This is a genomic window from Pseudomonas sp. LBUM1662 (assembly GCF_059695915.1).
The window spans coordinates 5,266,048-5,290,318 of the sequence record NZ_CP166793.1 but is presented as its reverse complement, the minus strand read 5'-3'; the positions used below and the strand labels follow the sequence as shown (position 1 = coordinate 5,290,318).

Annotated in this window: 20 protein-coding genes and 1 pseudogene; 10 read left to right on the top strand and 11 right to left on the bottom strand. The window is 58.6% G+C overall.

The window, feature by feature from the left end; translation table 11 throughout:
• Nucleotides 1-179: 179 nt before the first annotated feature.
• On the top strand, nt 180-1,610 hold the full coding sequence (sbcB, locus tag ACA049_RS24000; protein WP_497330353.1) for an exodeoxyribonuclease I: 1,431 nt from the start codon (nt 180-182) through the stop codon (nt 1,608-1,610).
• 99 nt (nt 1,611-1,709) lie between these two features.
• Here the strand turns inward: sbcB and mvaT are convergent, their stop codons facing one another.
• A complete protein-coding gene (gene mvaT, locus ACA049_RS23995; RefSeq protein WP_007933316.1) occupies nt 1,710-2,087 on the bottom strand; it encodes a histone-like nucleoid-structuring protein MvaT in 378 nt (125 codons plus the stop codon).
• Between the two features lie 340 nt (nt 2,088-2,427).
• Between mvaT and purU the strand changes: the two genes are divergently transcribed.
• Entirely contained in the window at nt 2,428-3,276 is an 849-nt protein-coding gene (gene purU / locus ACA049_RS23990; protein WP_497330351.1) for a formyltetrahydrofolate deformylase, read from the top strand.
• Nucleotides 3,277-3,362: 86 nt separating this feature from the next.
• The gene (locus ACA049_RS23985) at nt 3,363-3,539 is read left to right on the top strand and encodes a hypothetical protein (RefSeq protein ID WP_497330349.1); all 177 of its coding nucleotides are present in this window, start codon (nt 3,363-3,365) and stop codon (nt 3,537-3,539) included.
• On the opposite strand, the gene gpgF is transcribed toward ACA049_RS23985, so the two are convergent.
• The 5 genes and pseudogenes from gpgF to ACA049_RS23960 all read right to left on the bottom strand — a co-directional run.
• Nucleotides 3,526-4,521: a glucosaminyl phosphatidylglycerol flippase gene (gpgF, locus tag ACA049_RS23980; RefSeq protein ID WP_497330347.1), complete on the bottom strand. Its 996-nt coding sequence runs from the start codon at nt 4,519-4,521 to the stop codon at nt 3,526-3,528. The two genes, ACA049_RS23985 and gpgF, sit on opposite strands and share 14 nt — an antisense overlap.
• Nucleotides 4,518-5,294, bottom strand: coding sequence for an N-acetylglucosaminyl phosphatidylglycerol deacetylase (gene gpgD, locus ACA049_RS23975; protein ID WP_497330345.1), 777 nt, complete (start codon nt 5,292-5,294; stop codon nt 4,518-4,520). The genes gpgF and gpgD overlap by 4 nt, the downstream gene beginning before the upstream one ends.
• Nucleotides 5,287-6,408 (bottom strand): N-acetylglucosaminyl phosphatidylglycerol synthase, encoded by a 1,122-nt coding sequence (gene gpgS / locus ACA049_RS23970; RefSeq protein ID WP_497330343.1) that lies wholly within the window; start codon nt 6,406-6,408, stop codon nt 5,287-5,289. Before gpgS ends, gpgD begins: the two co-directional genes overlap by 8 nt.
• 195 nt (nt 6,409-6,603) lie before the next feature.
• Nucleotides 6,604-7,368, bottom strand: coding sequence for a methyl-accepting chemotaxis protein (locus tag ACA049_RS23965; RefSeq protein WP_427701491.1), 765 nt, complete (start codon nt 7,366-7,368; stop codon nt 6,604-6,606).
• 93 nt (nt 7,369-7,461) lie between these two features.
• Nucleotides 7,462-8,493, bottom strand: a pseudogene (locus tag ACA049_RS23960) (HAMP domain-containing protein); the annotation flags it as partial.
• Nucleotides 8,494-8,681: 188 nt separating this feature from the next.
• Here ACA049_RS23960 and ACA049_RS23955 point away from each other — a divergent pair.
• A complete protein-coding gene (locus ACA049_RS23955; RefSeq protein ID WP_497330341.1) occupies nt 8,682-10,169 on the top strand; it encodes a helicase HerA-like domain-containing protein in 1,488 nt (495 codons plus the stop codon).
• A gap of 130 nt (nt 10,170-10,299) precedes the next feature.
• Here the strand turns inward: ACA049_RS23955 and ACA049_RS23950 are convergent, their stop codons facing one another.
• The gene (locus ACA049_RS23950) at nt 10,300-10,755 is read right to left on the bottom strand and encodes a DUF721 domain-containing protein (RefSeq protein ID WP_008147416.1); all 456 of its coding nucleotides are present in this window, start codon (nt 10,753-10,755) and stop codon (nt 10,300-10,302) included.
• Nucleotides 10,756-11,062: 307 nt separating this feature from the next.
• On the opposite strand from ACA049_RS23950, the gene secA reads away from it, so the two are divergent.
• The 4 genes from secA (at nt 11,063) to ACA049_RS23930 (ending at nt 16,853) form a co-directional block, all read left to right on the top strand.
• A complete protein-coding gene (gene secA, locus ACA049_RS23945; protein ID WP_497330339.1) occupies nt 11,063-13,798 on the top strand; it encodes a preprotein translocase subunit SecA in 2,736 nt (911 codons plus the stop codon).
• Between the two features lie 122 nt (nt 13,799-13,920).
• Nucleotides 13,921-15,138 (top strand): bifunctional glutamate N-acetyltransferase/amino-acid acetyltransferase ArgJ, encoded by a 1,218-nt coding sequence (gene argJ / locus ACA049_RS23940; protein WP_497330337.1) that lies wholly within the window; start codon nt 13,921-13,923, stop codon nt 15,136-15,138.
• A 135-nt stretch (nt 15,139-15,273) separates the two neighbouring features.
• Nucleotides 15,274-15,906 (top strand): glutathione S-transferase family protein, encoded by a 633-nt coding sequence (locus tag ACA049_RS23935; protein ID WP_497330335.1) that lies wholly within the window; start codon nt 15,274-15,276, stop codon nt 15,904-15,906.
• Nucleotides 15,903-16,853 carry a Nudix family hydrolase gene (locus ACA049_RS23930; protein WP_497330333.1) on the top strand — a complete coding sequence of 317 codons (951 nt, stop codon included), beginning with the start codon at nt 15,903-15,905 and terminating at the stop codon, nt 16,851-16,853. The genes ACA049_RS23935 and ACA049_RS23930 overlap by 4 nt, the downstream gene beginning before the upstream one ends.
• Nucleotides 16,854-16,949: 96 nt before the next feature.
• On the opposite strand, the gene ACA049_RS23925 is transcribed toward ACA049_RS23930, so the two are convergent.
• Genes ACA049_RS23925 through ACA049_RS23915 form a run of 3 tightly spaced genes read right to left on the bottom strand, consistent with a single transcriptional unit; the run spans nt 16,950 to nt 20,534 of the window.
• Nucleotides 16,950-17,531 carry a cob(I)yrinic acid a,c-diamide adenosyltransferase gene (locus ACA049_RS23925; protein ID WP_497330331.1) on the bottom strand — a complete coding sequence of 194 codons (582 nt, stop codon included), beginning with the start codon at nt 17,529-17,531 and terminating at the stop codon, nt 16,950-16,952.
• A gap of 3 nt (nt 17,532-17,534) precedes the next feature.
• Nucleotides 17,535-19,571, bottom strand: a complete 2,037-nt coding sequence (locus ACA049_RS23920) for a sensor histidine kinase (RefSeq protein ID WP_497330329.1) — start codon at nt 19,569-19,571, stop codon at nt 17,535-17,537.
• 45 nt (nt 19,572-19,616) lie between these two features.
• Nucleotides 19,617-20,534 (bottom strand): putative 2-dehydropantoate 2-reductase, encoded by a 918-nt coding sequence (locus ACA049_RS23915; RefSeq protein WP_497330327.1) that lies wholly within the window; start codon nt 20,532-20,534, stop codon nt 19,617-19,619.
• Between the two features lie 140 nt (nt 20,535-20,674).
• Between ACA049_RS23915 and ACA049_RS23910 the strand changes: the two genes are divergently transcribed.
• Both ACA049_RS23910 and ACA049_RS23905 read left to right on the top strand, forming a co-directional pair.
• Entirely contained in the window at nt 20,675-21,160 is a 486-nt protein-coding gene (locus ACA049_RS23910) for a YajQ family cyclic di-GMP-binding protein (RefSeq protein ID WP_007906601.1), read from the top strand.
• A gap of 138 nt (nt 21,161-21,298) precedes the next feature.
• Nucleotides 21,299-22,141: a mechanosensitive ion channel family protein gene (locus tag ACA049_RS23905; RefSeq protein WP_497330325.1), complete on the top strand. Its 843-nt coding sequence runs from the start codon at nt 21,299-21,301 to the stop codon at nt 22,139-22,141.
• 240 nt (nt 22,142-22,381) lie between these two features.
• On the opposite strand, the gene ACA049_RS23900 is transcribed toward ACA049_RS23905, so the two are convergent.
• Nucleotides 22,382-23,704 (bottom strand): OprD family porin, encoded by a 1,323-nt coding sequence (locus tag ACA049_RS23900; RefSeq protein WP_497330323.1) that lies wholly within the window; start codon nt 23,702-23,704, stop codon nt 22,382-22,384.
• Between the last annotated feature and the right edge of the window lie 567 nt (nt 23,705-24,271).

The window sequence follows — 24,271 nt, the reverse complement described above, 5'->3', positions numbered from 1 at the left end:
CAACCTTGATGTGGCCTGTTCGGGATTCGATGTCCGTCCGATGCTAGCAGTCTCTCGGGGGGAAACGACATAACTATGTATTGCACGTTGCGTAAGCAGAGGTGATTGAATGACAAGTTACTGGCCGGGGCAGGATGTGAACGCCTAGACTTTGCCGATCTTCAGTTCAGGAACAGCCCGTGACCTCGATCTTCTGGTACGACTACGAAACCACTGGCATCAATCCCCGATGCGACCGTCCGCTGCAGGTGGCGGGCATTCGCACCGACTTCGATCTCAATGAAATAGACGAGCCGGTCAACCTGTTTTGCCAGCCCAGCGACGACATCCTGCCGCATCCGGCCGCTTGTGCGATCACTGGCATTACGCCGGGCCAACTGGCCGAACACGGTTTGAGCGAAGCCGACTTCATGACCCGGGTGCATGCTCAACTGGCGGCGCCGGGTACCTGCGGGGCGGGTTACAACACCTTGCGTTTCGATGACGAGATGACCCGTTATAGCCTCTACCGAAACTTTTTCGACCCGTATGCCCGCGAGTGGCAGGGCGGCAACAGCCGCTGGGACCTGATCGATGTGGTGCGCGCCGCCTACGCGTTGCGTCCCGATGGCCTCGTCTGGCCAACCGATGATGAAGGGCGGGTAACGCTCAAGCTCGAACGGCTGACCGCCGCCAATGGCATTGACCACGGCAATGCCCACGAGGCGCTGTCGGACGTTCGCGCCACCATCGCCCTCGCACGTCTGATTCGCGAGAAGCAGCCGAAGTTGTATGACTGGCTGTTTAAGTTGCGCAGCAAACAAAAGGTAATGGATCAGATTCGGCTGTTACAGCCGATGGTGCACATTTCCGGGCGATTCTCGGCGGCTCGCAGTTATGTCGGTGTGGTGCTGCCGCTGGCCTGGCATCCGCGCAACAAAAACGCCTTGATCGTCTGTGACCTGCATCTGGACCCCCAAGGGTTGCTCGATCTGGACGCAGACACCTTGCGTCAGCGGCTGTATACCCGCCGCGATGATCTGGCCGACGGCGAATTGCCGGTGCCGCTCAAGCTTATTCACATCAACAAGTGCCCGGTGGTCGCGCCATTGTCGGTACTTCGTCCGGACGATCAGCAACGCCTGGGGCTGGACATGGCGCTTTATCAGGAGCGTGTGCTGCGGCTAAGTGACGCACAACAAGTTTGGCGAGATAAAGTGTTGGCGATTTATGCCAGCGAAGATTTCACCTCGAGCCAAGACCCCGAACAACAGTTATACGATGGATTTATCGGTGATCGCGATCGGCGGCTATGCGAGCAAGTCAGGTCCGCAGACCCTGCCCAATTATCACAACAGCAATGGCCTTTCGATGACGAACGTTTACCTGAACTATTGTTTCGTTATCGCGCACGCAACTTCCCCGACACGTTGAATTTCGAGGAGCAAGAACGCTGGCGAATATTCTGTCAGCAACGTTTGTCGACCCCTGAATGGGGGGCGCCCAATACGCTTGAAAGTTTTGTAGAAGCCGCAGCCCAATTGAATGTTACTGCTACATCGTTTCAGCGAGAGGTGCTGAATGAATGGCAGAATTATGTCGAGGGATTACGCAAACGTTTGAGTCTTTGAAAACGAAAAATGCCCGGACTGTATTCCGGGCATAAAAAAACGCCAGCATCAGCTGGCGTTATTTTTTGTCGCGGATAAGTCTTTGACTACCTGTTGGGCTTAGCCCAGCAGGGTAGCCCAGCCTTCAACCACGTCACCGCCCCACTTGGCTTTCCACTCTTTCAGAGTCTTGTGGTTGCCACCTTTGGTTTCGATGACTTCGCCGTTGTGCGGGTTTTTGTATTGTTTAACTTTGCGAGCACGCTTGGTGCCAGTCGTTTTTACTGCGCCGCCGCGTGGTGCTTTGGTCTTGGACTCTGGATCCAGCAAAGCAATGATGTCACGCAGGGACTTGGAGTATTCGCCCATCAGGGTGCGCAGTTTGCCTTCGAATTCCAGCTCGGTTTGCAGTTTGTCGTCTTGGGACAGGTTCTTCAAACGGGCTTGCAGCTCTTTGATAGCTTCTTCGGTGGCGCGGTATTCGTTGATCAAGGACATGAGTACTACCTTATGTTGGGCGCTGGATGGCAGGGTGACAGTGCCGCAATAATAGTCAGGGTGTTTCATCAAGTAAACATTTAACCGGTGTTTTATTTAAATTAGTTGCGGTGAATAGGACATAAATTGAACGCAGAGTTAAAAGTGTGATGCAGTCATCACAGATATTCACAATTGAACGCTTGAAGATTGACTACAAGAACACCATCGCGCGGGCGGCGAGGTGCTGCGGCAAGCGGTGTCACTGAGCAACGTGCAGGGATACGTGACATCAATACTGCAGTTTTGCTGCGCAATCGCTAGAATGGCGGCCTTTGCGAAGTTCTGGAGTTTCCCCCTCATGCGCACTTTTCGGCTGGTGATTGCTTGCCCGGACCGCGTCGGCATCGTTGCTAAAGTCAGTAACTTTCTGGCGTCACATAACGGCTGGATCACTGAAGCGAGCCATCACTCGGACAATCAGAGTGGCTGGTTCTTCATGCGTCACGAAATTCGTGCCGATTCGCTGCCTTTCGGTATTGAAGCCTTTCGCGAAGCGTTTGCACCCATTGCCGAAGAGTTCTCGATGGACTGGCGCATTACCGACACCGCGCAGAAAAAGCGCGTTGTGTTGATGGCCAGCCGTGAGTCCCACTGCCTGGCCGACTTGCTGCACCGCTGGCACAGTGACGAACTGGATTGCGAAATTTCCTGTGTGATTTCCAACCACGACGACTTGCGCAGCATGGTCGAGTGGCACGGCATTCCTTATTACCATGTGCCGGTCAATCCACAGAACAAAGAGCCGGCTTTCGCTGAAGTCTCGCGTCTGGTCAAACAGCACGATGCCGAAGTGGTGGTACTTGCCCGTTACATGCAAATCCTGCCGCCCGCGTTGTGCAGGGAATATGCGCACAAGGTCATCAACATTCACCACAGCTTCCTGCCGTCGTTCGTCGGCGCGAAGCCGTATCACCAGGCCTCCCTGCGTGGCGTGAAGTTGATCGGCGCGACCTGCCACTACGTGACCGAAGAGCTGGACGCCGGTCCGATCATCGAGCAGGACGTGGTACGCGTCAGCCACAGTGACAGCATTGAAGACATGGTCCGTTTCGGCCGTGACGTCGAGAAAATGGTGCTGGCCCGCGGTCTGCGTTATCACCTGGAAGACCGGGTGCTGGTGCACGGCAACAAGACCGTGGTGTTCTGATAGCCACACAACACGGTTGAAATTCGAAGGGCCTGGGCGTTCAATCGCTTCAGGCCCTTCGCCGTTTCTGCACTGAGGACATGACCATGGCCGATCCACTCGACAAAGCCACTTCCAAGGCACCTGCCACTTTGGGGGAGGGCTGTCTGAGTCGCTACGACCCGGATGACATGAGCGCCGAAGACGGCACAGAGTTTCCCGGTGCCGCCGAGTTGTGGGAACAGTTGCAGCAAGTACCCGAAGACAAGCCTAAGCCTGCTTGAACTTCATCAGCTTCTTGAGCAGTGGCCGCCCCAGCATCAGCAAAAACACCGGGCCGCCGACCACCAGGTAGAAGTAATACGTCACCGCCCGCCAGATCAGAATCGCCGCCGCCGCCGTGGATTTGCCCACCATGGGCGCCAGCAGCGCCGCCGACGTCAACTCTGCCGCGCCGGCACCGCCCGGCAACAGGCTGAATTGCCCGGCACTCAGCGACAGCATCTGAATCAGGAAACACCAGGCCCACTGCAAATCCGCCCCGAGCCCGCGCAGTGCCAGATAAAGCACGCTATACCGCAGGAGCCAATGCACGCAGGTCAGGGCAAACACCTTGATCAATGTCGGAATCGGCAACTTCAACGTGTCAGTAAACGCCGCCAGGAAATGCAGAAGCTTGCGTGCCCAGCGCAGGCGCGTGGTGCCTTTGACATTGAGGCGAACGAGCAATCGCCCGCTCAGGCGAATCAGCAGTCGATGGTAGCGGGCCACCACCACGCAACTGATCAACCCGCCGAACATCGAGACGGCGCTGACGATCAGCAGCCATTCCAGGCGTTCGCTGAGGTGCTGGAACAGTGCGTAAATCAGAATCCCGATCAACGCGCAGAGGAAAAACAGCAGATCGCTGAGTTGGTCCATGGCAAACACTGCGCTGCCCCGTGCCGGGCGCACACCGTTGCGCGCCAGCAGCGCCATGATGGTCAGCGGTCCGCCACTGCCTCCGGGTGTGGCGCAATAGGCAAACTCGGCGGCCATCACCACGCCAAGGCTTTTCACTCGGCCCACCTTGTCGCATTGATCGCCCAGCAACAGGCGCAAGCGCAGGGTGTTCACCACCCAGCACAGCAAGATCATGCCGAACATGACCAGCAGTTCATTCAACGGAAAATTTTGCAGCCGCGACCACGTCTCGTTGCCGCCCAGCAGCAACGGAATCAGCACCGCAACGAGCAAGGCGATAAACAGCAGAATTCCCCGGCTCATGCGGCGCGACCAAGACGGTCACTGTGCAAAGAGAGCCACTGGGCCTTGGTCATCGGCGCTCGCCCTTCATCGAGCAAACGCTTGAGGGTTTGCAGCCAGTAATTGCGCGAGAACCCGTGGCGCATGTCCACCGGATGCAAGCCAAGTCGAATCACCGGCGCTTGCTGCCAGCGCTGTTCACGCTGGTTACTGACGAGTTTCGACAAGCCCCGGCGCCAGGCACTGCGCGCACTCCAGACCAGCCCCGGCGCATCGATGGACGTGAAATCCGGCAGCCGATAGAGATGCTGTGAATCGCTGGTGTAGCTCAGCGGCAATTGGCGTAAGGCCTGACGAGTGCCTTCGCTCATCAGCCAGGCCGGGGCGACGAAGCCTTCCAGCGGCCAGTGATAGCGATGGAACACCTCGATGCCGGCACGCAGGCGGGCGAGGGCGGCAGCTTGCGACAAGCTGTAAAACTCGCCTTCGTGGGTATAGATCCGGCGCATGAACCAGTCTCTGGGATTGTTGGGAGGAGGGGCTTCATCGCAATGAAAGTAGCCGTGCAACGCCATTTCGTCACCTCGGGCGACGCGGCTGGTGAGCAAGCGCCTGAACCCAGGATGCTCATGCAGGTCGTTGTGCTTGTGGAAATTCGGCACCACCAGCCAGGTCATCGGTATGTCGCCCACGGCATCGACGGCTTCGACAAAAGGCTGGTAATCGGCCCAGGTCTGCGGCGCAACGTCATGCAGCACGAGTAACAGGCTCTGCGGGTTCATGGGCTCATCCATTCGCGGTCAGCGGCCATTGGCTGCCAAGCACCGCGTGATAGTGACCCAGCAGGCTGTTGACCACGGTGTCCCAGGCGTAATGCTGTTCAACATGGCTGCGGGCGCGTTTGCCCAGGGCGGCGCTGCCCTGACCGAACAGCTCGCGCACCGCGTTGGCCATCGCCAACGGATTGTTCGGCGCGCAAAGCAAGCCGCATTGATCGGTCACGATTTCCTGAAAGGCCCCGGCAGCCACCGCCACGACCGGAATGCCGCTGGCCATGGCTTCGAGGATCACCAGGCCGAAGGTTTCCTGATCACCGGCATGCAGCAACGCGTCAGCGCTGGCCATCAATCGCGCGACTTGCGAGGCCGGGCAGAATTCATCGACGACGGTGACGTTGTCCGGCACCACGGCGGGCATCGACGAACCGACTAAAAGCAAGTGATAACGAGGCCCCAGACGCTGCATGCAGCCAAGGAGTACCGGCAGGTTTTTCTCCTTGGAACCCCGTCCGGCGAAGATCAGCAGATGGGTGTTTTCATCAATGCCCAGTTCGGCCCGCAGGCCGCTGTCCCTGGCGCCAGGATTGAACGTTTGCAGATCGACACCCAACGGCTGCACGAACACATTCTTCACGCCCAGGCCGATCAACTTGTTGGCCATGACCTGGCTCGGTGCCAGAACCCGGTCGAAGTTGCCATACAGCTTGCTGACATAAGCCTCAACGTTCGGGGTCACCCAGTTACCCATCCTGTTGCTGACCAGCAGCGGCAGGTCGGAGTGATAAAACCCGATCACCGGCACATCCAGTTGCCGGCGCGCATCCAGAGCGGCCCATGCAGTGAGATAAGGGTCGCCGACTTCGATCAGGTCGGGCTGTAAATCCTGCAGGACATTTCGCCAAGGCGAGAGACGGAGGGGGAAACGATAACCCTTGCCGAAGGGCAGGGCCGGGGCTGGAACAGTGTAAACGCCATCCTGTTCACTCAGGTGTGCCCCCGGAATCAGCAAACTGTGGCGAATGCCTGGCTTGATACTCAGGCGTCGGTGCTTGGCATCCAGATACGTGCGCACGCCTCCGCTGGCAGGGGCGTAGAACATGGTTATGTCCGCGATATGCACAATGAGCATCCCTCCGGTCCGTTGTTCTCCCTAGGTTGACCTTTATGAAGGATAGATGTTCGGTTGGGGTTTTGTGGCGCGGGGATCCAGCGAGGTTTTTGCGGTGTGTTACAGACCGCCTTCGCGGGCAAGCCTCGCTCCTACAAGGATTCGTGTGAACCTGTAGGAGCGAGGCTTGCCCGCGAAGAGGCCCTCAATGGCGCATCAAATACGGAAACTGCCTACCAACTGCTTCAGACGCGCCGCCTGCTGCTCCAGGTCCGAACACGCCCGCAACGTCGACTGCAAGTTCTCCACACCTTCCTGGTTCAGCGTATTGATCTCGGTAATGTCGACATTGATCGACTCCACCACCGCCGTCTGTTCCTCGGTCGCCGTCGCCACCGATTGGTTCATCCCGTCAATCTCACCTATGCGCAACGTCACGCTGTTCAAGCGCTCGCCCGCCAGGTTGGCGATTTCCACGCTGTCCTGGCTGTGGCGCTGGCTGTCGCTCATGGTGCTGACGGATTCGCGGGCGCCGACTTGCAGCTCCTCGATCATGGTCTGCACTTGCTGCGCCGATTCCTGGGTGCGATGCGCCAGGTTGCGCACCTCGTCGGCCACCACGGCAAAACCCCGTCCGGCTTCACCGGCACGGGCCGCTTCGATGGCGGCGTTGAGTGCCAGCAGGTTGGTTTGCTGGGAGATGCTGGTGATCACTTCGAGAATCTGCCCGATGTTCACGGTTTTACTGTTGAGCGATTCGATGTTGGTGCTCGAAGCGCTGAGCATGCTCGACAGCTGATTCATCGCTTTGATGCTGCGATCCACCACTTGCTGGCCGTCCTCGGCGAGGCTGCGGGCATCGCTGGCCTGACTGGACGCCTGGGCGGCGTTGCGGGCGATTTCCTGGGCGGCGGCGCCGAGCTGGTTGATTGCAGCGGCGACGCTGCTGGTGCGCGAGGCTTGCTGGTCGGAGTTGAACATCGACGAGTTCGACGCGGCGACCACACGCAAGGCCACTTCGTTGACCTGGCCGGTGGCCGAGGACACTTCACGGATCGAACCGTGAATACGTTCCACAAAACGGTTGAACGCCCTGCCGAGGACGCCGAATTCGTCGTTGTTGACGATGGTCAGACGCTTGGTCAAGTCGCCTTCGCCGTCGGCGATGTCTTCCATGGCGCGGGTCATGACGTGCAGCGGCTGAATCAGGATGCGGATCAGCATGCCCAGCAACGCGATGATGATTGCCACGGCAATGATCGTCGCGACGACCGCCGAGGCGCGGAATTCGCTGAGCATCGAGAAGGCTTTGTCTTTATCGACCGACAGGCCGATGTACCAGTTGACCGACGGCAGGCCTTTGATCGGGGTGAAGGTGACGATACGGGTCTTGCCGTCGACCTCCACTTCACTGAAGTCGCTGCTGATGCGCGGGGTGTTTTTCGGGTACGCCTCGCTCAGGGACTTCATCACCAGGGCTTTGTCCGGGTGCACCAGGATCTTGCCGTCGGCGCTGACCAGGAAGGCATAGCCCATACCGTCGAAGTCGCGGGCGCTGAGGGTCTCGATCAGGGTTTGCAGGCTCAAGTCGCCGCCCACTACGCCGACGCTTTGTCCGGCCTTTTTCGAGGCGGTGGCGATGGAGATGATGGTCTGGCCGGTGGCCGCATCGATGTAAGGTTCGGTCAGGGTCGCCGTGCTGCTGCTTTCGGCGCCTTTGTACCAAGGGCGTACCCGCGGATCGAAACCGGCGGGCATTTTCGCGTCGGGGCGAATCGTGAAGCTGCCGGTGGCATCGCCCAGGTAGGACGCCATGAAGGTCGACGTCAGGGCTTTCTGCTCAAGCAGGCTGGCGACGTTGGCCTGTTCAGGATTGACGGCTATGTTTTGAGCGAGGTTATCAATCAGCAGGATACGACCGGCCAGCCAGGTCTGGATGTTGCTGGCGGTGACGTCTCCCATCTCATTGAGGTAATTGTCCAGGTCTTCGCGAATGGCGTTGCGCTGTAAATAGTCGTTGTACAGTGTGAACGAGGCGAAGGCGGCAATGACGATGAGGGCGGCGGCAAGCAAAATTTTATGGCTGAAGCGCAGGTTTTTGTTCATGGCTTGGGGGTCCGCTAAGGTCTTAATGTCCTGAGCGTGCTTTTATAAAGGCACGCTAAATGGGCAATTTTGAAAAAAAGCTGATATTTCCATCCTCTCCTTAGGGAATTACCGACGCTATTTTCGGATTGGTCTCACAACTATTTGTATCGGCCATGCAGGATCAAAGATTAACCATGGGTGACAAAATGCCTGACTCATCGCAACTCGTTATTGGCGCTGACCTTGCCGGCCAGCCTGTCTCCCAGGCCATGCGCCTGGCGAACCGTCACGGCCTGGTCGCAGGCGCTACCGGGACCGGTAAAACCGTCACGTTGCAGCGTTTGGCCGAAGCCTTCAGCGATGCAGGCGTCGCGGTATTCGCGGCAGACATCAAGGGCGACCTGTGTGGCCTGGGCGCCGCCGGCAACCCTCAAGGCAAAATCGCCGAGCGGATCGCCGGGATGCCGTGGCTGAACCACAAGCCGGCGGCTTATCCGGTGACCTTGTGGGACATTCACGGTCAATCCGGTCATCCATTGCGCACCACCTTGAGCGAAATGGGGCCGTTGCTGATTGGCAGCCTGCTGGAACTGACCGACAGCCAACAGTCGGCGCTGTATGCCGCGTTCAAGGTGGCGGACCGCGAAGGCCTGTTGCTGCTGGACCTCAAGGATTTGAAAGCGCTGCTCAATCACTTGCGCGACAACCCCGAATTGCTGGGGGACGACGCGGCATTGATGACCACCGGTTCCAGTCAGGCGCTGTTGCGGCGTCTGGCGACTCTGGAGCAACAAGGCGCCGAAGCACTGTTCGGCGAACCGGCGTTGCAGCTCGAAGACATTCTGCAACCGACGGCCGATGGTCGTGGGCGCATTCACTTGCTGGATGCCAGTCGTCTGGTTCACGAAGCGCCGAAGGTGTATGCGACGTTCTTGCTATGGCTGTTGGCTGAGTTGTTCGAGCAACTGCCGGAGCGGGGCGATTCGGACAAACCGCTGCTGGCGCTGTTTTTCGACGAAGCGCATTTGTTGTTCGCCGGCACGCCCAAGGCGTTGCAGGACCGCCTGGAGCAGGTGGTGCGGCTGATTCGTTCCAAGGGTGTTGGCGTGTATTTCGTCACGCAATCGCCGGGCGACTTGCCGGATGACGTGCTGGCCCAGCTCGGCCTGCGTATCCAGCATGGTTTGCGCGCCTTCACCGCCAAGGAGCAGAAGTCCCTGCGGGCAGTGGCGGAAGGCTTCCGGCCGAACCCGGCGTTCGATGCCTTGTCGGTGCTGACCGAACTGGGGATCGGCGAGGCGCTGGTCGGCACCTTGCAGGACAAGGGCACGCCGGAGATGGTCCAGCGCGTATTGGTCGCCCCGCCGCAATCGCGGATCGGGCCGTTGACCGAGACCGAACGCACGATGCTGATCGCCGGGTCACCGTTCAAGGGACGGTATGACAAGCCGGTTGACCGGGAGTCGGCGTATGAAATATTGATGGGGCGCAAAGGGTTGGCGCCGGAGGCAGAAGCGGTGACCGGCAAACCGGCGCCAGAGGAGCCGAGCTTCACCGACAAGGCCGGGGAATTCCTCGGCACGGCGGCGGGGCAGGCGCTGAAATCGGCGATGCGCCAGGCGGCCAATCAACTGGGCCGACAACTGGTACGCGGACTGATGGGCTCGCTACTCGGCGGCAGCAAGCGCCGCTGACACCACTGGCCGGCCCCAACCCCTGTAGGAGCGAGGCTTGCCCGCGAAGGCGGTGTATCAGGTGGCGTTGATCTAGCCTGACACACCGCCTTCGCGGGCAAGCCTCGCTCCTACAGGTCAGGTATCAATTTCAGGTTTTGGGTTTGGCGTGCGCCGCAAGGCGCTCCAGCGCCGCTCGCAGATTCGGATCGCTGATCCCATCGGCCGTGGCCTGAATGGTCGCGCCCGCATCGGTCGACAAACTGATGGTATGGCCTGCCGCCCCTTGTTGAACGGTCGGCGGTTGCACTTTGAACAGAATCCGCGTCAGGCTGGCGAATTCGTCGAACATCTGTAACTGGCGTTGCAGACGTTTTTGCTGATAACGCAGGCGGGTGGCCCAATGACCGTCAGTGACGATCAGCAATAAACTGCCTTCGCGCCACGAAGCCACATGGCAATGCTCGCGCGCAGCAGGCTGCAACTGACTTTCCAGCAGACGTTGTAAATGACCCAGGCGTTGAGCGTGGCCGAAAATGGCTTTCAGCGGCTTGGCTTCGCGAAGCAGAACGGCGGGTGCTCTGGCCGTGAGAGGGCGAAATGCCATGATCAGACACCTGAAGTAACAGAGCCGCCATGGTAGCAGAAAGCACCACATGCGCCTGACCCATTGCTTTGCGAGCGCTTTACCCATTAAATCAACAAGTAACTTCTGCCGCGAATGGCTTGAAGTTGCGCAAAAAGCCCTTATTTTAAGTGAGCCCCGTTACAGCGCAGTGCATGCATCGTGGAATAACGCCACTTTCCTCACCATCGTTTCCGGGTAGAATGCTCGTTCGCATGCGGCCATGAGGGCTGCACGGGCGACTCACGGGGCCGCCCTCCATCCCTTTAGTGTGGAAGATCCTGCCGATATGTTTGCGCCTTTGTTAAAGAAACTTTTTGGAAGCAAGAACGAGCGTGAAGTCAAACGCATGCTCAAGACGGTGCAACTCGTCAATGCCTTCGAAGAGCAAATGGTGGCCCTTTCGGACGATCAATTGCGTGCCAAGACAGACGAGTTCAAGGCCCGCATCGCCAAAGGGGAAACCCTCGACAAGCTGTTGCCCGAAGCCTTTGCGGTCGCCCGCGAAGCCGGCAAGCGCGTCATGGGTATGCGCCACTTCGATGTCCAGCTGATCGGCGGCATGACCTTGCATGAAGGCCAGATCGCGGAAATGCGTACCGGTGAAGGCAAGACCCTGGTGGCAACACTGGGCGTTTACCTCAACGCGCTGTCCGGCAAGGGCGTGCACGTTGTGACAGTGAACGACTACCTGGCCCGTCGTGACGCCAACTGGATGCGTCCGCTCTACGAATTCCTCGGCATGACGGTCGGTGTAGTCACCCCGTTCCAGCCGCCGGAAGAGAAACGTCTGGCCTACGCCGCCGACATTACCTACGGCACCAACAACGAATTCGGTTTCGACTACCTGCGCGACAACATGGCGTTCAGCATGGAAGAAAAATTCCAGCGCGAACTCAATTTTGCCGTGATCGACGAAGTCGACTCCATCCTCATCGACGAAGCCCGTACCCCGCTGATCATTTCCGGTCAGGCCGAGGACAGCTCCAAGCTGTACATCGAGATCAACAAACTGATCCCGCAGCTGGAATTGCACGTTGAAGAAGTGGAAGGCGAAGTCACCAAGGCTGGCCATTACACCGTCGACGAGAAGACCCGTCAGGTTGAACTCAACGAAGCCGGTCACCAGTTCATCGAAGACATGCTCACCCGCGTCGGCCTGCTGGCTGAAGGCGAGAGCCTGTATTCGGCGCACAACCTGGGCCTGCTGACCCACGTTTATGCCGGTCTGCGCGCTCACAAGCTGTTCAATCGCAACATCGAATACATCGTGCAGGATGGCCAGGTCGTCCTGGTCGACGAACACACCGGTCGTACCATGCCGGGTCGTCGCCTGTCCGAAGGCCTGCACCAGGCCATCGAAGCCAAGGAAAACCTGAACATCCAGGCCGAAAGCCAGACCCTGGCCTCGACCACGTTCCAGAACTATTTCCGTCTGTACAACAAGCTGTCCGGCATGACCGGTACCGCGGACACCGAAGCGTTCGAATTCCACCAGATCTACGGTCTGTCGGTGATGGTAATCCCGCCGAACAAGCCGTTGGCGCGTAAAGACTACAACGACCTGGTGTTCCTGACCGCCGAAGAGAAATACGCGGCGATCATCAATGACATCAAGGAATGCATGACCCAGGGCCGTCCGGTGCTGGTGGGTACTGCAACCATCGAAACGTCCGAGCACATGTCTGCGCTGCTGCAGAAGGAAGGCATCGAACACAAGGTCCTGAACGCCAAGTTCCACGAAAAAGAAGCCGAGATCATTGCCCAGGCCGGTCGCCCGGGTGCGCTGACCATCGCCACCAACATGGCCGGTCGCGGTACCGACATTCTGTTGGGTGGCAACTGGGAAGTGGAAGTCGCGACCCTGGAAAACCCGACCCCTGAGCAGATTGCCCAGATCAAGGCCGACTGGCAGAAACGTCACCAGCAAGTGCTGGAATCGGGCGGCTTGCAGGTGATCGCTTCCGAGCGCCACGAATCGCGCCGTATCGACAACCAGCTGCGTGGCCGTGCCGGTCGTCAGGGTGACGCCGGTTCCAGCCGTTTCTACCTGTCGCTGGAAGACAGCCTGATGCGCATCTTCGCCTCTGACCGGGTGAAGAACTTCATGAAAGCGTTGGGCATGCAGTCCGGTGAAGCGATCGAGCACCGTATGGTGACCAACGCCATCGAGAAGGCTCAGCGCAAGGTTGAAGGCCGCAACTTCGACATTCGTAAACAACTGCTCGAGTTCGACGACGTCAACAACGAACAACGTAAAGTGATCTATCACATGCGTAACAGTTTGTTGGCCGCCGACAACATCGGCGAAACCATTGCCGATTTCCGTCAGGACGTACTCAACGCGACCGTCAGCGCACACATTCCACCGCAATCGCTGCCTGAGCAGTGGGACGTGGCTGGTCTGGAAGCGGCATTGCAGAGCGACTTCGGTGTGGCGCTGCCGATCCAGAAATGGCTCGACGAAGACGATCACCTGTATGAAGAAACCCTGCGCGAGAAGCTGATGAACGAGCTGCTCGCCGCGTACAACGAGAAAGAAGAGCAGGCGAGCGCCGAAGCGCTGCGTACCTTCGAGAAGCAGATCGTTCTGCGTGTACTCGACGACTTGTGGAAAGACCACCTGTCGACCATGGATCACCTGCGTCACGGCATCCACTTGCGTGGTTATGCGCAGAAGAACCCAAAGCAAGAGTACAAGCGCGAGTCGTACACGCTGTTCTCCGAGCTGCTGGATTCGATCAAGCGCGACTCGATCCGTGTGCTGTCGCACGTTCAGGTTCGCCGCGAAGATCCGGAAGCCGAAGAGCAACGCCTGCGTCAGGAAGCCGAAGCACTGGCCGCCCGCATGCAGTTCGAACACGCCGAAGCTCCTGGGCTTGAGCAACCGGAACTGCTTGGTGAAGAGGTCGATGTAGCCCTCGCTACTGCACCGGTTCGCAACGAACAGAAGCTGGGCCGTAACGAACTGTGCTACTGCGGTTCGGGCAAGAAATTCAAGCATTGCCACGGGCAGATCCAGTAAACCCCGTTTCAATCGCTGAAATACCCGCGCCGCGACCGGCATCAGCCGTCGCGGCGTTTTGCCATTTACACCACCGTTCTTCCTGAGAGCGGTGCTGACATCATTTTTTAAGGAGCGCATTCATGGCTGTTGGTCTTGGTCCTTTGCCAACGTTGCACCCGGTTGCCGGTTTTGAACTCGGTATCGCCTCGGCCGGCATCAAGCGCCCGGGGCGCAAGGATGTCGTGGTCATGCGCTGCGCCGAAGGCTCGACGGTCGCGGGCGTATTCACCCTGAACGCGTTTTGCGCCGCTCCCGTCATTCTCGCCAAGCAACGTGTGCAAGGCCCGGTGCGTTACCTGCTGACCAACACCGGCAATGCCAACGCCGGCACCGGCGAACCTGGCCTGGCCGCTGCCGAACGTACCTGCGCCAAACTGGCTGAACTGACCGGCGTTGATGCAAGCCTGGTGCTGCCGTACTCCACCGGTGTGATCGGTGAGCCGCTGCCGGTCGAGAAGATCGAAGGCGCCTTGCAGGCTGCCCTTGATGATCTGTCGATCAACAACTGGGAAGCGGCCGCCACCGGCATCATGACCACCGACACCTTGCCAAAAGGTGCCAGCCGCCAGTTCCAGCATGACGGCGTGACCATCACCGTCACCGGCATCAGCAAAGGCGCGGGCATGATCCGTCCGAACATGGCGACCATGCTCGGCTACATCGCCACCGACGCCAAAGTCTCCCGCGACGTGCTGCAAAACCTGTTGCTGGACGGCGCGAACAAGTCGTTCAACCGCATCACCATCGACGGCGACACCTCGACCAACGACTGCTGCATGTTGATCGCTACCGGTCGGGCTGCGCTGCCGGAAATCACCTCGGCCAGTGGTGAGCTGTTCGCCAAGCTCAAACAGGCCGTGTTCGAAGTCTGCATGGACGTGGCCCAGGCCATCGTTCGCGACGGCGAAGGCGCGACCAAGTTCGTCACCGTCGAAGTCAACGGCGGCGGCAATCACCAGGAATGCCTGGACGTCGGTTACACCGTGGCGCACTCGCCGCTGATCAAGACCGCACTGTTCGCATCCGACCCGAACTGGGGCCGCATCCTCGCCGCTGTCGGCCGTGCCGGCGTACCGAACCTGGACGTGAGCAAGATCGACGTGTTCCTCGGCGAAGTGTGCATCGCCAGCCGTGGCGCCCGCGCCTCGACGTACACCGAAGCCCAGGGCGCGGCGGTGATGCAGCAGGAAGAGATCACCATCCGTATCGAGCTGGGTCGCGGCGAGTGCAGCGAAACCATCTGGACCACCGATCTGTCCCACGAGTACGTGAAGATCAACGCCGAGTACCGTACGTAAGATAGATCGCTTTCGCGGGCAAGCCTCGCTCCTGCAAGAATGGTGCAATACCTGTAGGAGCGAGGCTCGCCCGCGAAGACGGCCGACCAGACACTGAAAATACTGGCCTGCTTCCCTCATCAAAAGGTCCCGAACATGAGCCTCCACCTGATCATCGGCGACAAACTGCTTTCCTCCTGGTCCCTGCGCGGCGCTCTGGCCCTTGAACTTACCGGTGCCCCTTACACCGAAGAACTGATCAAGCTGAACCAGCCGGATACCCGCGAACGTCTGCTCAAGCACTCGCCGACCGGTAAAGTCCCGCTGCTGAAAACCGGACACGGCACTATCGCCGACTCCCTGGCGATTGCCGAATACCTGGCCGAGCAATTCCCCGACGCCGGCCTCTGGCCCAAAGACCCTGCCGCCCGTGCCCAGGCACGTTCGGCCTGTGCGCAGATGCACGCCGGGTTCTTTGCCATGCGCGGCAATATGCCGTTTGACTTGAGTCGCAATGCACCGCTGTCGCCGACACCTCCTGAGGTGCAGGCGGACATCGAACGCATGCTGGTGTTGTGGGCCGAATGCCGCGCGGCCGCCACTGAAACCGGCCCGTTCCTGTTCGGCGGCGCGACCCTCGCCGATGCTTTCTTCGCACCGATTGCCGTGCGCCTGCGCACGTATCAGGTGAAGTTGCCGGCAGCGGACGAAGCCTACGTCGAAACCGTCTACCAGTGGCCGGCGTTCAAGGCCTGGCAGAAGGCAGGCCTGGAGGAGATTGGGCAGTGAAACGAGTACACGTAGCCGCCGCCGTTATCCGTGACAGCAGCGGCAAGATCCTTATTGCACGCCGTGCCGACACTCAGCATCAGGGCGGTTTGTGGGAATTCCCCGGTGGCAAGGTCGAGGACGACGAATCCGTCGAAACCGCCCTGGCTCGCGAGCTCCATGAAGAACTGGGCATTGTGGTCAGTGCCGCGCGACCGTTGATCAAAGTCCGCCACGATTACCCGGACAAGCAAGTGTTGCTGGACGTTTGGGAAGTCTCGGCTTTTACCGGCGAACCCCATGGCGCCGAAGGCCAGCCTTTGGAATGGGTGGCTCAGCGTGATCTGCTGAACTACGAGTTCCCGGCGGCCAACCAGCCGATCGTTGCGGCTGCACGCTTGCCTGCGCAGTATTTGATTACACCTGAAGACCTGGAAACCCCGGCCTTGCTGCGCGGTATCCAGAAAGCCATCGCTGGCGGTATCAAGTTGATCCAGCTGCGCGCACCCAACGGCTACGATCCGAAGTACCGCGATCTGGCGGTGGATGCGGCGGGGCTGTGTGCGGGCAAGGCGCAGTTGATGATCAAGGGCCCGTTCGAGTGGTTGGGCGACTTCCCGTCCGCCGGCTGGCACATCACGGCCGCGCAATTGCGCAAGTACGCGGCAGCGGGTCGACCGCTACCGGCGTCGCGCTGGTTGGCGGCGTCTTGCCACAACGCTGAAGAACTGGCGCTGGCTGAGCAGATGGGCGTGGATTTTGTGACCTTGTCGCCGGTGCAAAAGACCCAGACTCATCCGGATGCGTTGCCGTTGGGCTGGGAGCAGGCTTCGGCGTTGATCGAAGGTTTCAGCAAGCCGGTTTTCCTGTTGGGCGGTGTTGGCCCGGCGGAACAGCAGAAGGCTTGGGAAGTGGGGGCGCAGGGTGTGGCGGGGATTCGGGCGTTCTGGCCTGATTCTGTGGTGTAGCTACCGGCCTCTTCGCGGGCAAGCCTCGCTCCTACAGAATCATACGAGACCTGTAGGAGCGAGGCTTGCCCGCGAAGGCGTCCTGACAGGCGCCAATTATTCCTGAGGCTTCGCGGCAGCCTGCCAAAGAATCTCGGCAACCCCCTGCCGCTTGGCAATCACCCTAGCCACCACAAACAACACATCCGACAACCGATTGATATACGCCAACCCAACCCCGGCTAACGGTTCAATCGCATTCAACTGCTGACACCGCCGCTCCGCGCTGCGTGCCAGGCTTCTGCAGACGTGGGCCTGGGCAATCAGCGCTGAACCACCCGGCAGAATGAAGTTCTCCAGCGGTCCCAACTCTTCATTCCACAGATCAATCGCCGCTTCCAGCCGTTCGATTTCCGCTGCATTCAACGCCTGATACGCCGGCATCGCCAACTCGCCACCCAGGTCGAACAACCGATGCTGGCAGGGCGTCAAAACCGCAATCACCTCGTTCAACCCCGGATACGCAGCGCTTTCTGCCGCCAATCCAGCCAGCAACACACCCACCTGGCTGTTCAGTGTATCGACTTCGCCAATGGCTTCGATTCGCGGATGGTCCTTGGGCACGCGGCGGCCATCGCCGAGTCCGGTTTCGCCTTTGTCGCCAGTGCGGGTGTAGATCTTCGACAAGCGAAAGCCCATGGGTTACCTCGATAGGTGATTGAGTTCTTGAGAAGTGACGGGGCTACCCGCCAGCGGCAAGCGCAAGGTGAAACAGGTGCCCTGGCCCAATGTCGATTGCACCTCCATCTGCCCCTTGTGGTTATTGGTGATGATGAAATACGAGACCGACAAGCCAAGGCCCGTGCCCTGACCGATTTCCTTGGTGGTGAAGAAAGGCTCGAAGGTGCGTTTGCGCACGTTCTCGCTCATGCCGATGCCGTTGTCCTCGACCTGGATTTCAGCCCATGGCGGATTCAGTCGGGTGCGCAGAATGATCCGACCGGGTTCGCTGTCGTCTTCACGTTGGTGAATGGCCTGGGCGGCGTTTTTCAGCAGGTTGAGCAGCACTTGTTCCAGTTCGTTGGCCGTGCCGGGCACCGGGCCCAGTGCCGGATCGAACTGGCGGATGATCGCCTGACCCTTGAAGTCGAAACCGATGGCCAGGTCGAAGTCGTTACCGGCGATTTCCACTGCTTGATCGATCAGCGCCGGCAAGTCGCACGGGGCCATTTGGCGGGTGCTGCGGCGACTGAAACTGAGCATGTGCGTGACAATCTTCGCTGCCCTGGCGCCTGCCTGTTGAATGCCATCAAGCAACTGCGGTACTTCGCGCAATTGCAGGTATTTGTTGACCGTGTCCAGGGAAATGCCGGCTAGCTCGGCCTGTTCGAGGTTCTTCGGCAAGTCAGGCGACAGGCGTCGTCGAATGTTCTGCACGTTGTGCAGGATCGCGCCCAACGGGTTGTTGATTTCGTGGGCCATGCCGGCGGCAAGGCCACCGACCGAAAGCATTTTTTCCGACTGCACCATCATTTCTTCCAGTGACAGGCGCTGGGTAATGTCATCGATGCGGATCACCACACCGCGCCCGGCACCGCCCATCAGCGGGTAGAAGGTCAATGCGTAATGCTTGGGTTCATCGTCCTTGAACCAGGTGACGCGCTCGATCTTCGCCACCGTGTGCTGCTCGACGGTTTGCTTGAGCTGTGGCAGAAACGGTTTCAACGGCTCGAAGGCGAGGAAGATCGGCTGGTTCAGGGCTTCGTCCAGGCGGGTGCCGGACAGGGCGCTAGCTTCCTGATTCCACTGGGTGACGTAGAGCTGCTCGTCGAGGGCGATCAGTGCTGACGGCATGGAGTCGATGATGCTGTTGAGATAGTTCTGGAAACCGGTGAGTTTCTTCTCGATCTTGCTGCGCACTTGAACTTCGAGTTCCAGTTTGCGGTTGGTGTGACGGGTTTCCTCTGCCAGACCTTGCGCCTGATCGTAAGCGGCCTGGGAATCATCCCGTGCACGTTTGAGCTGCTGCTCCCTGGCTTCAATCCGCGAGAGCATGGTGTTGAAGGCCTCGGCGAGGCTGCCGATTTCGTCGTGGTTGCCTCGGGAGGCGCGCAGGGCGTAGTTCTCTTCGCGGGTCACTTGCCGGGACAACTCTTCGAGCTGATGGATCGGCCGGGTAATCAGGCGTTTGATCTGTCGGGCGATCACCAGCCACAACAGCACACTGAAGATCAGAATGCCCAGGCTGGCGGTCAGGGTCCCGGTGTAGAACGCCACCGGCAATTCGCTGCTGGCCACCAGCAACAGATGCCCCGGCGCCGTGCCGGGGCGGGGCAGGGTGATCACCTGATTGCTGCGAAACTCGGTGGCCTGCCAGGATTCGATGTGCCGATAGCGGTCCGGCAGATGCAACTTGTCGCCATGCTGCAACTGCGCCAGTCGCTCACCCTTGCCGTCATACAGGGCCGCCGCTCGCAGCGGTGAATAGCTGTTGAGTTCGTTGAGCAGGCGTTCGGCGCTTTGCGGCGACTCCAGGGCGTCAGCCACCAGGCTCGGGTTGGACACCAGTCGGCCGATGGTCTGCAAGGCCTGGGGCGCCATGCTTTCTTGGGAAATGTAGTACGCGGCGCTGATAAAGGTCAGGTTGGCGACCAGCAGGATGGTGATCAACAGCACGAGCAGGGCGGCCAGCAGTTTCTGGCCGACGGGGAGGTTTTCGAGACGCTGGCGCAATGGCATCAGGTTCATCGCTGAAAAGGAACAAGTGGCCAGCGTAGCCGCTGCTCAGTCGCTGGGCAATCCAAGGCTTTGAAGACGGGCAATCAACCGCTGCTGTAATTGATTGAGGTGGGGCAGATTCAACTGGTGCCGCGAGGCGACTTTGCAGACATAGCCCAGCAGGTAGCTGATTTCGGTTCGGCGCTGACTCGCGACGTCCTGGTGCATCGAGGAGTAATTGGCTGCTGTGGCATGGATCACCCGTTCGACTTCCTGTTGCAGGTCCTCGGCGGCTGCCGGTTGACCGCAGCGTTCCAGCAAGTCGGTCAGTTCGCCGCAAAGGGTGGCGACTTCGCAATGGTGTTCCTGCAAGCCGCCATTGCGGCAATCGTGCAGCACCGTCAACGGATTGATCGCACAGTTGAGCGCCAGTTTGCGCCACAGCCGGGTCAGGATGTCGGTGCTCCATTCGTGAGGAATACCGGCGGCAGTCAGGTCATCCAGCCAGATCGGCGCCACCGGATGGCCGGCATCCCCCAGCCAGGTGTAGCCGTGACCGGCGAACACCACGCGCCAGTCGCCATCGCGAAACGCGCCTTCGGTGCTCGAAGCGCATACGCAGCGCGCCTGGGGCACCTGCGCGGCGACGGCGTCCTGACTGCCGAGGCCGTTCTGCAACAGCACCAATTCTGCGTTGGGCCCCAGGCGTGGCGCCAGTTGAGCGACGGCTTTTTCGGCATCGTAAGCTTTGCAGGCGACCAGCAGACGGTTGATGGGCTCATGGTTGTCCGGTGTTTCACCCGGTATTTGGTAAGTCTTGGCTTCACCGTGTTCCACCAGCGTCAAACCGCCCGCCGCCTGATACGCCTGCAAGCGCTGTTCATCGCGCACGATCAACCGGACCGGCACCCCGGCCCGCGCCAGGCGGGTGGCCCACAAGGTGCCGAGGCTGCCAGCGCCCAATACATGCCAGGTGGTGGACATCAGCTTTTTGCTCGGTTTGGCGCAGGCATGTGAGGCTCGCAGTATCGGTTGGAAAAGACCCGTTATAATGAGCCCGATTTTAACCGCAAGCCAAGCGCGCGCCATCGCTATCGAGCGCGCCTTTTTATTGGAGAGATTACATGCCGTCGTTCGACGTGGTATCCGAACTGGACAAACACGAAGTCACCAACGCGGTCGAGAACGCCGTCAAGGAACTCGATCGCCGTTATGACCTGAAAGGCAAGGGCACCTTTGAATTCAAGGAAAAGGACCTGACCGTCAACCTGACCGCCGAGGCTGATTTCCAGCTGGAAGCGATGATTGAGATCCTCAAGCTGGCCCTGGTCAAGCGCAAAATCGACGTGCAGTGCCTTGAAGTCAAGGATGCCTACGCATCGGGCAAGCTGATGAAACAGGAAGCCGTCCTCAAGGAAGGCATCGACAAAGAGCTGGCGAAGAAAATCGTCGCTCACGTCAAGGACGCCAAGCTCAAGGTCCAGGCCGCTATTCAAGGCGAGCAAGTGCGCATCACCGGCAAGAAACGCGACGATTTGCAGGAGGCCATCGCAGCCCTGCGCGCCAAGACTTTCGACATGCCGCTGCAGTTCAACAACTTCCGCGACTGACTTATCAATGCGGGAACCCTGTGGAAGCGAGCTTGCTCGCGATGAGGGCGTATCAGTCGACATCACTGTTGAATGGCACACCGCAATCGCGAGCAGGCTCGCTCCCACCCGGATTGTGCTTAACCCAGGAGAAAGTAGATGGATTTGAATACTGAAGTGGACAACCTGGTCAAGGCCTCCCAAGCCTGGATTCCGATGATCATGGAATACGGCAGCCGCGTGTTGCTGGCGGTCATCACCCTGGCCGTCGGCTGGTGGTTGATCAGCAAAGTGGCCCAGAAACTTGGCGGTCTGCTGGCGTTACGTAATGCCGACCTCGCGCTGCAAGGGTTCATCAGCAGTCTGGCGAACATTATTCTCAAGGTTTTGCTGGTCGTCAGCGTGGCTTCAATGATCGGCGTGGAAACCACTTCGTTCGTGGCGGCTATTGGTGCGGCGGGCTTGGCCATCGGTCTGGCGTTGCAGGGCAGCCTGGCGAATTTCGCCGGCGGCGTGCTGATTCTGTTGTTCCGTCCGTTTCGTATCGGTGACTGGATCGAAGCGCAAGGTGTTGCGGGTACTGTCGACAGCATCCAGATTTTTCACACCGTGCTGCGCACCGGTGATAACAAAACAATCATCGTGCCTAACGGCAACCTGTCGAACGGCATCATCACCAACACTAACCGTCAACCGACCCGCAAAGTTGTGTTTGATGTGGGCGTTGATTACGAAGCGGATCTTCAGAAGGCTCGTGAAGTATTGCTGGATCTGGCCAAGGACGAACGTATTCTGACTGAGCCGGCTCCGCAGGCAGTCATTTCTACGCTGGGCGACAGTTCGATCACTGTTTCGCTGCGTGTCTGGGTAAAAACAGCAGATTACTGGGACGTGATGTTCATGTTCAACGAACAGTCCCGTGATCGTTTGAAAACGGCCGGTATCGATATTCCGTTTCCACAGCGGGTGATTCGAGTGGTTCAGGAGGCAGCGGCGCAGTAACAACGTTTTAGTTGGCTGTTTGGTCAAGTTAAACGCAAAAACCCAAGCATCGATAAGACGCTTGGGTTTTTTTGTGGCTGCCTCTAAAGAAAAGTTAGCTGCCTACTGTTGTTCATGTGAACGTTATTAGCCTGCTTACGAATTTAACACCGGGCAGGCATAAAAAAACCGCCCACCTGAGAAGGTGAGCGGTTTTTGATTAGAGCAAAGCTCTACAGTACTACCGGTGTGACACCCCGATTACAGGATGCTCAGCGGGTACTCTATGATGACGCGGGTATCATAGTTGTCGTTCGAGTAGTTCTGGTATGCGCCGTTCGCACGGTAGTTGGCGAAACGCACACGGAACGACAGGTCTTTGACCGGGCCTTCCTGAACTACGTACTTGGACTCAACGTTCCACTCGTTTTCCTTGCCTTCACCCAGACCATTGGTCTTGATGTTGTCACCCATTACGTAACGGGTCATGAAGCTCAGACCAGGAACGCCGTAGCTCGCCATGTTCAGGTCGTAGCGAGCTTGATAGGATTTCTCCTCGCGGCCAACGAAGTCGGAGATCTGAATGGAGTTGGAAACGAAGATGGTGCTGTTGCCGTCAACGCCATAGTAGTAAGCGTTGTCGCCGCTGGACTGCTGGTAAGCAAGGGTGAACTTGTGAGCGCCCAGGCTATAGGCAGCTGCCAAGGACCACAGGTTGTTGTCCACACCCAAGGTGCCGTCGCCGATGGCGTCAACCTGGTCACCACGTTTATCGCCTTTGGTTTTGTAACCGTTAAGGTCGAAGTTCAGGGACTGATTGTCAGCGATTGGCAAGGTGTAGTTCAGGTTGATGTAGTACTTTTTGAAGTACTCTTCAGCATCCGATGCCGCTAAGGCACCGGTGAAGTTGTCGGTGAAGGCATAGCTGGCGCCGAAGATATTGATGCCGTCGCTCAGGCCTTTGGCGTGGTTGCCATCTTCATCTGGCAGGCCGCCGATGCTGTCACGGGCCATACCTGTTTGTTTGCTCAGAGCGGTGAAGCGACCGGCGCTCAGTTCCAGGCCTTTGATCTCTTTGGAAGTGATCAGGGTACCGGTAGCAACTTCTGGCAGCATACGGCTGTCATCGGTAGCGAATACTGGGCTGGCAACAAACTGCTGGCCGTATTTCAGGACAGTGTCGGAAAGACGCAGTTTAACTGCACCGCCAATCTTGCCTTGGGATTTTTCAGGGTTGTTATCGCTATCAACTGCGAACAGACCGGTACCGCGGTGGCCCGTACCGCCGTCAAGTTTGACCGAACCCATTGCCATTGCATCGAGACCGAAGCCTACGGTGCCTTGAGTGAAGCCCGACTCGTAAGTCAGCAATTGGCTGATACCGGACTCCTGACGGTAGCCGGAGTCTGCGTTGTTGCTTGCACCGTTCTTGAAATCGCGGTTCATGTACTCAAAACGGGTTTTGAGTTTCAGGCTTTGGTCGCCAAAGAAACCCTTGGATTCTTCCTGGGAAGAGGCCATTGCGAACTGCGAGGTGCCTGCTGCAACAGCAACTGCGATCATGCTCCACTTCATCACGCGCATCGTGATTTGCTCCTTTGGTTTTTAGAAGAGTACTGCCGTCCCACCTGTTTTATTATCTGGGCGGCTCTTTCTTTTTGTGTCGGCGCAAACTTATATCACGCCGAACATGTTGGCGATACTTGCGTATCTAACCTTTCAGCTTCTTTACGACCCTGTCGCAAACAGCTGGGTAGATGTCGCAAATTTAAAGCCTCGACGCAAGAGGACTGGCAACTTTAATGTTGTTTTCCAAGGCTTGTGCATCGGTAAAAAGAGTCCCTGGTGAAACGTTTGAATCTCCATTGGGCAACCCTGCCGCTGTTTTTATTTGCCTTGGGGCTTCCACTTCCAGCGGAGGCTTCCAGGGCGATGTGGGTGTGAATGCAACAAGCGTGCACAAACCAGAATTCTGTAGCTGTTTTTTTCTGGAAGCCTGCCTGTCACCGTAAAAACCTCATAAAACCGGGGGCTTCAAGCGCGTTTTTCTGCGCTTGACGCCGTGCGTCGCATGGTGTTTCAACCCTGAGACCGATCGCATGACAACGAAAAATGTTACCGGTTCACCCCTTTGGTGAGTAATTCACGGAT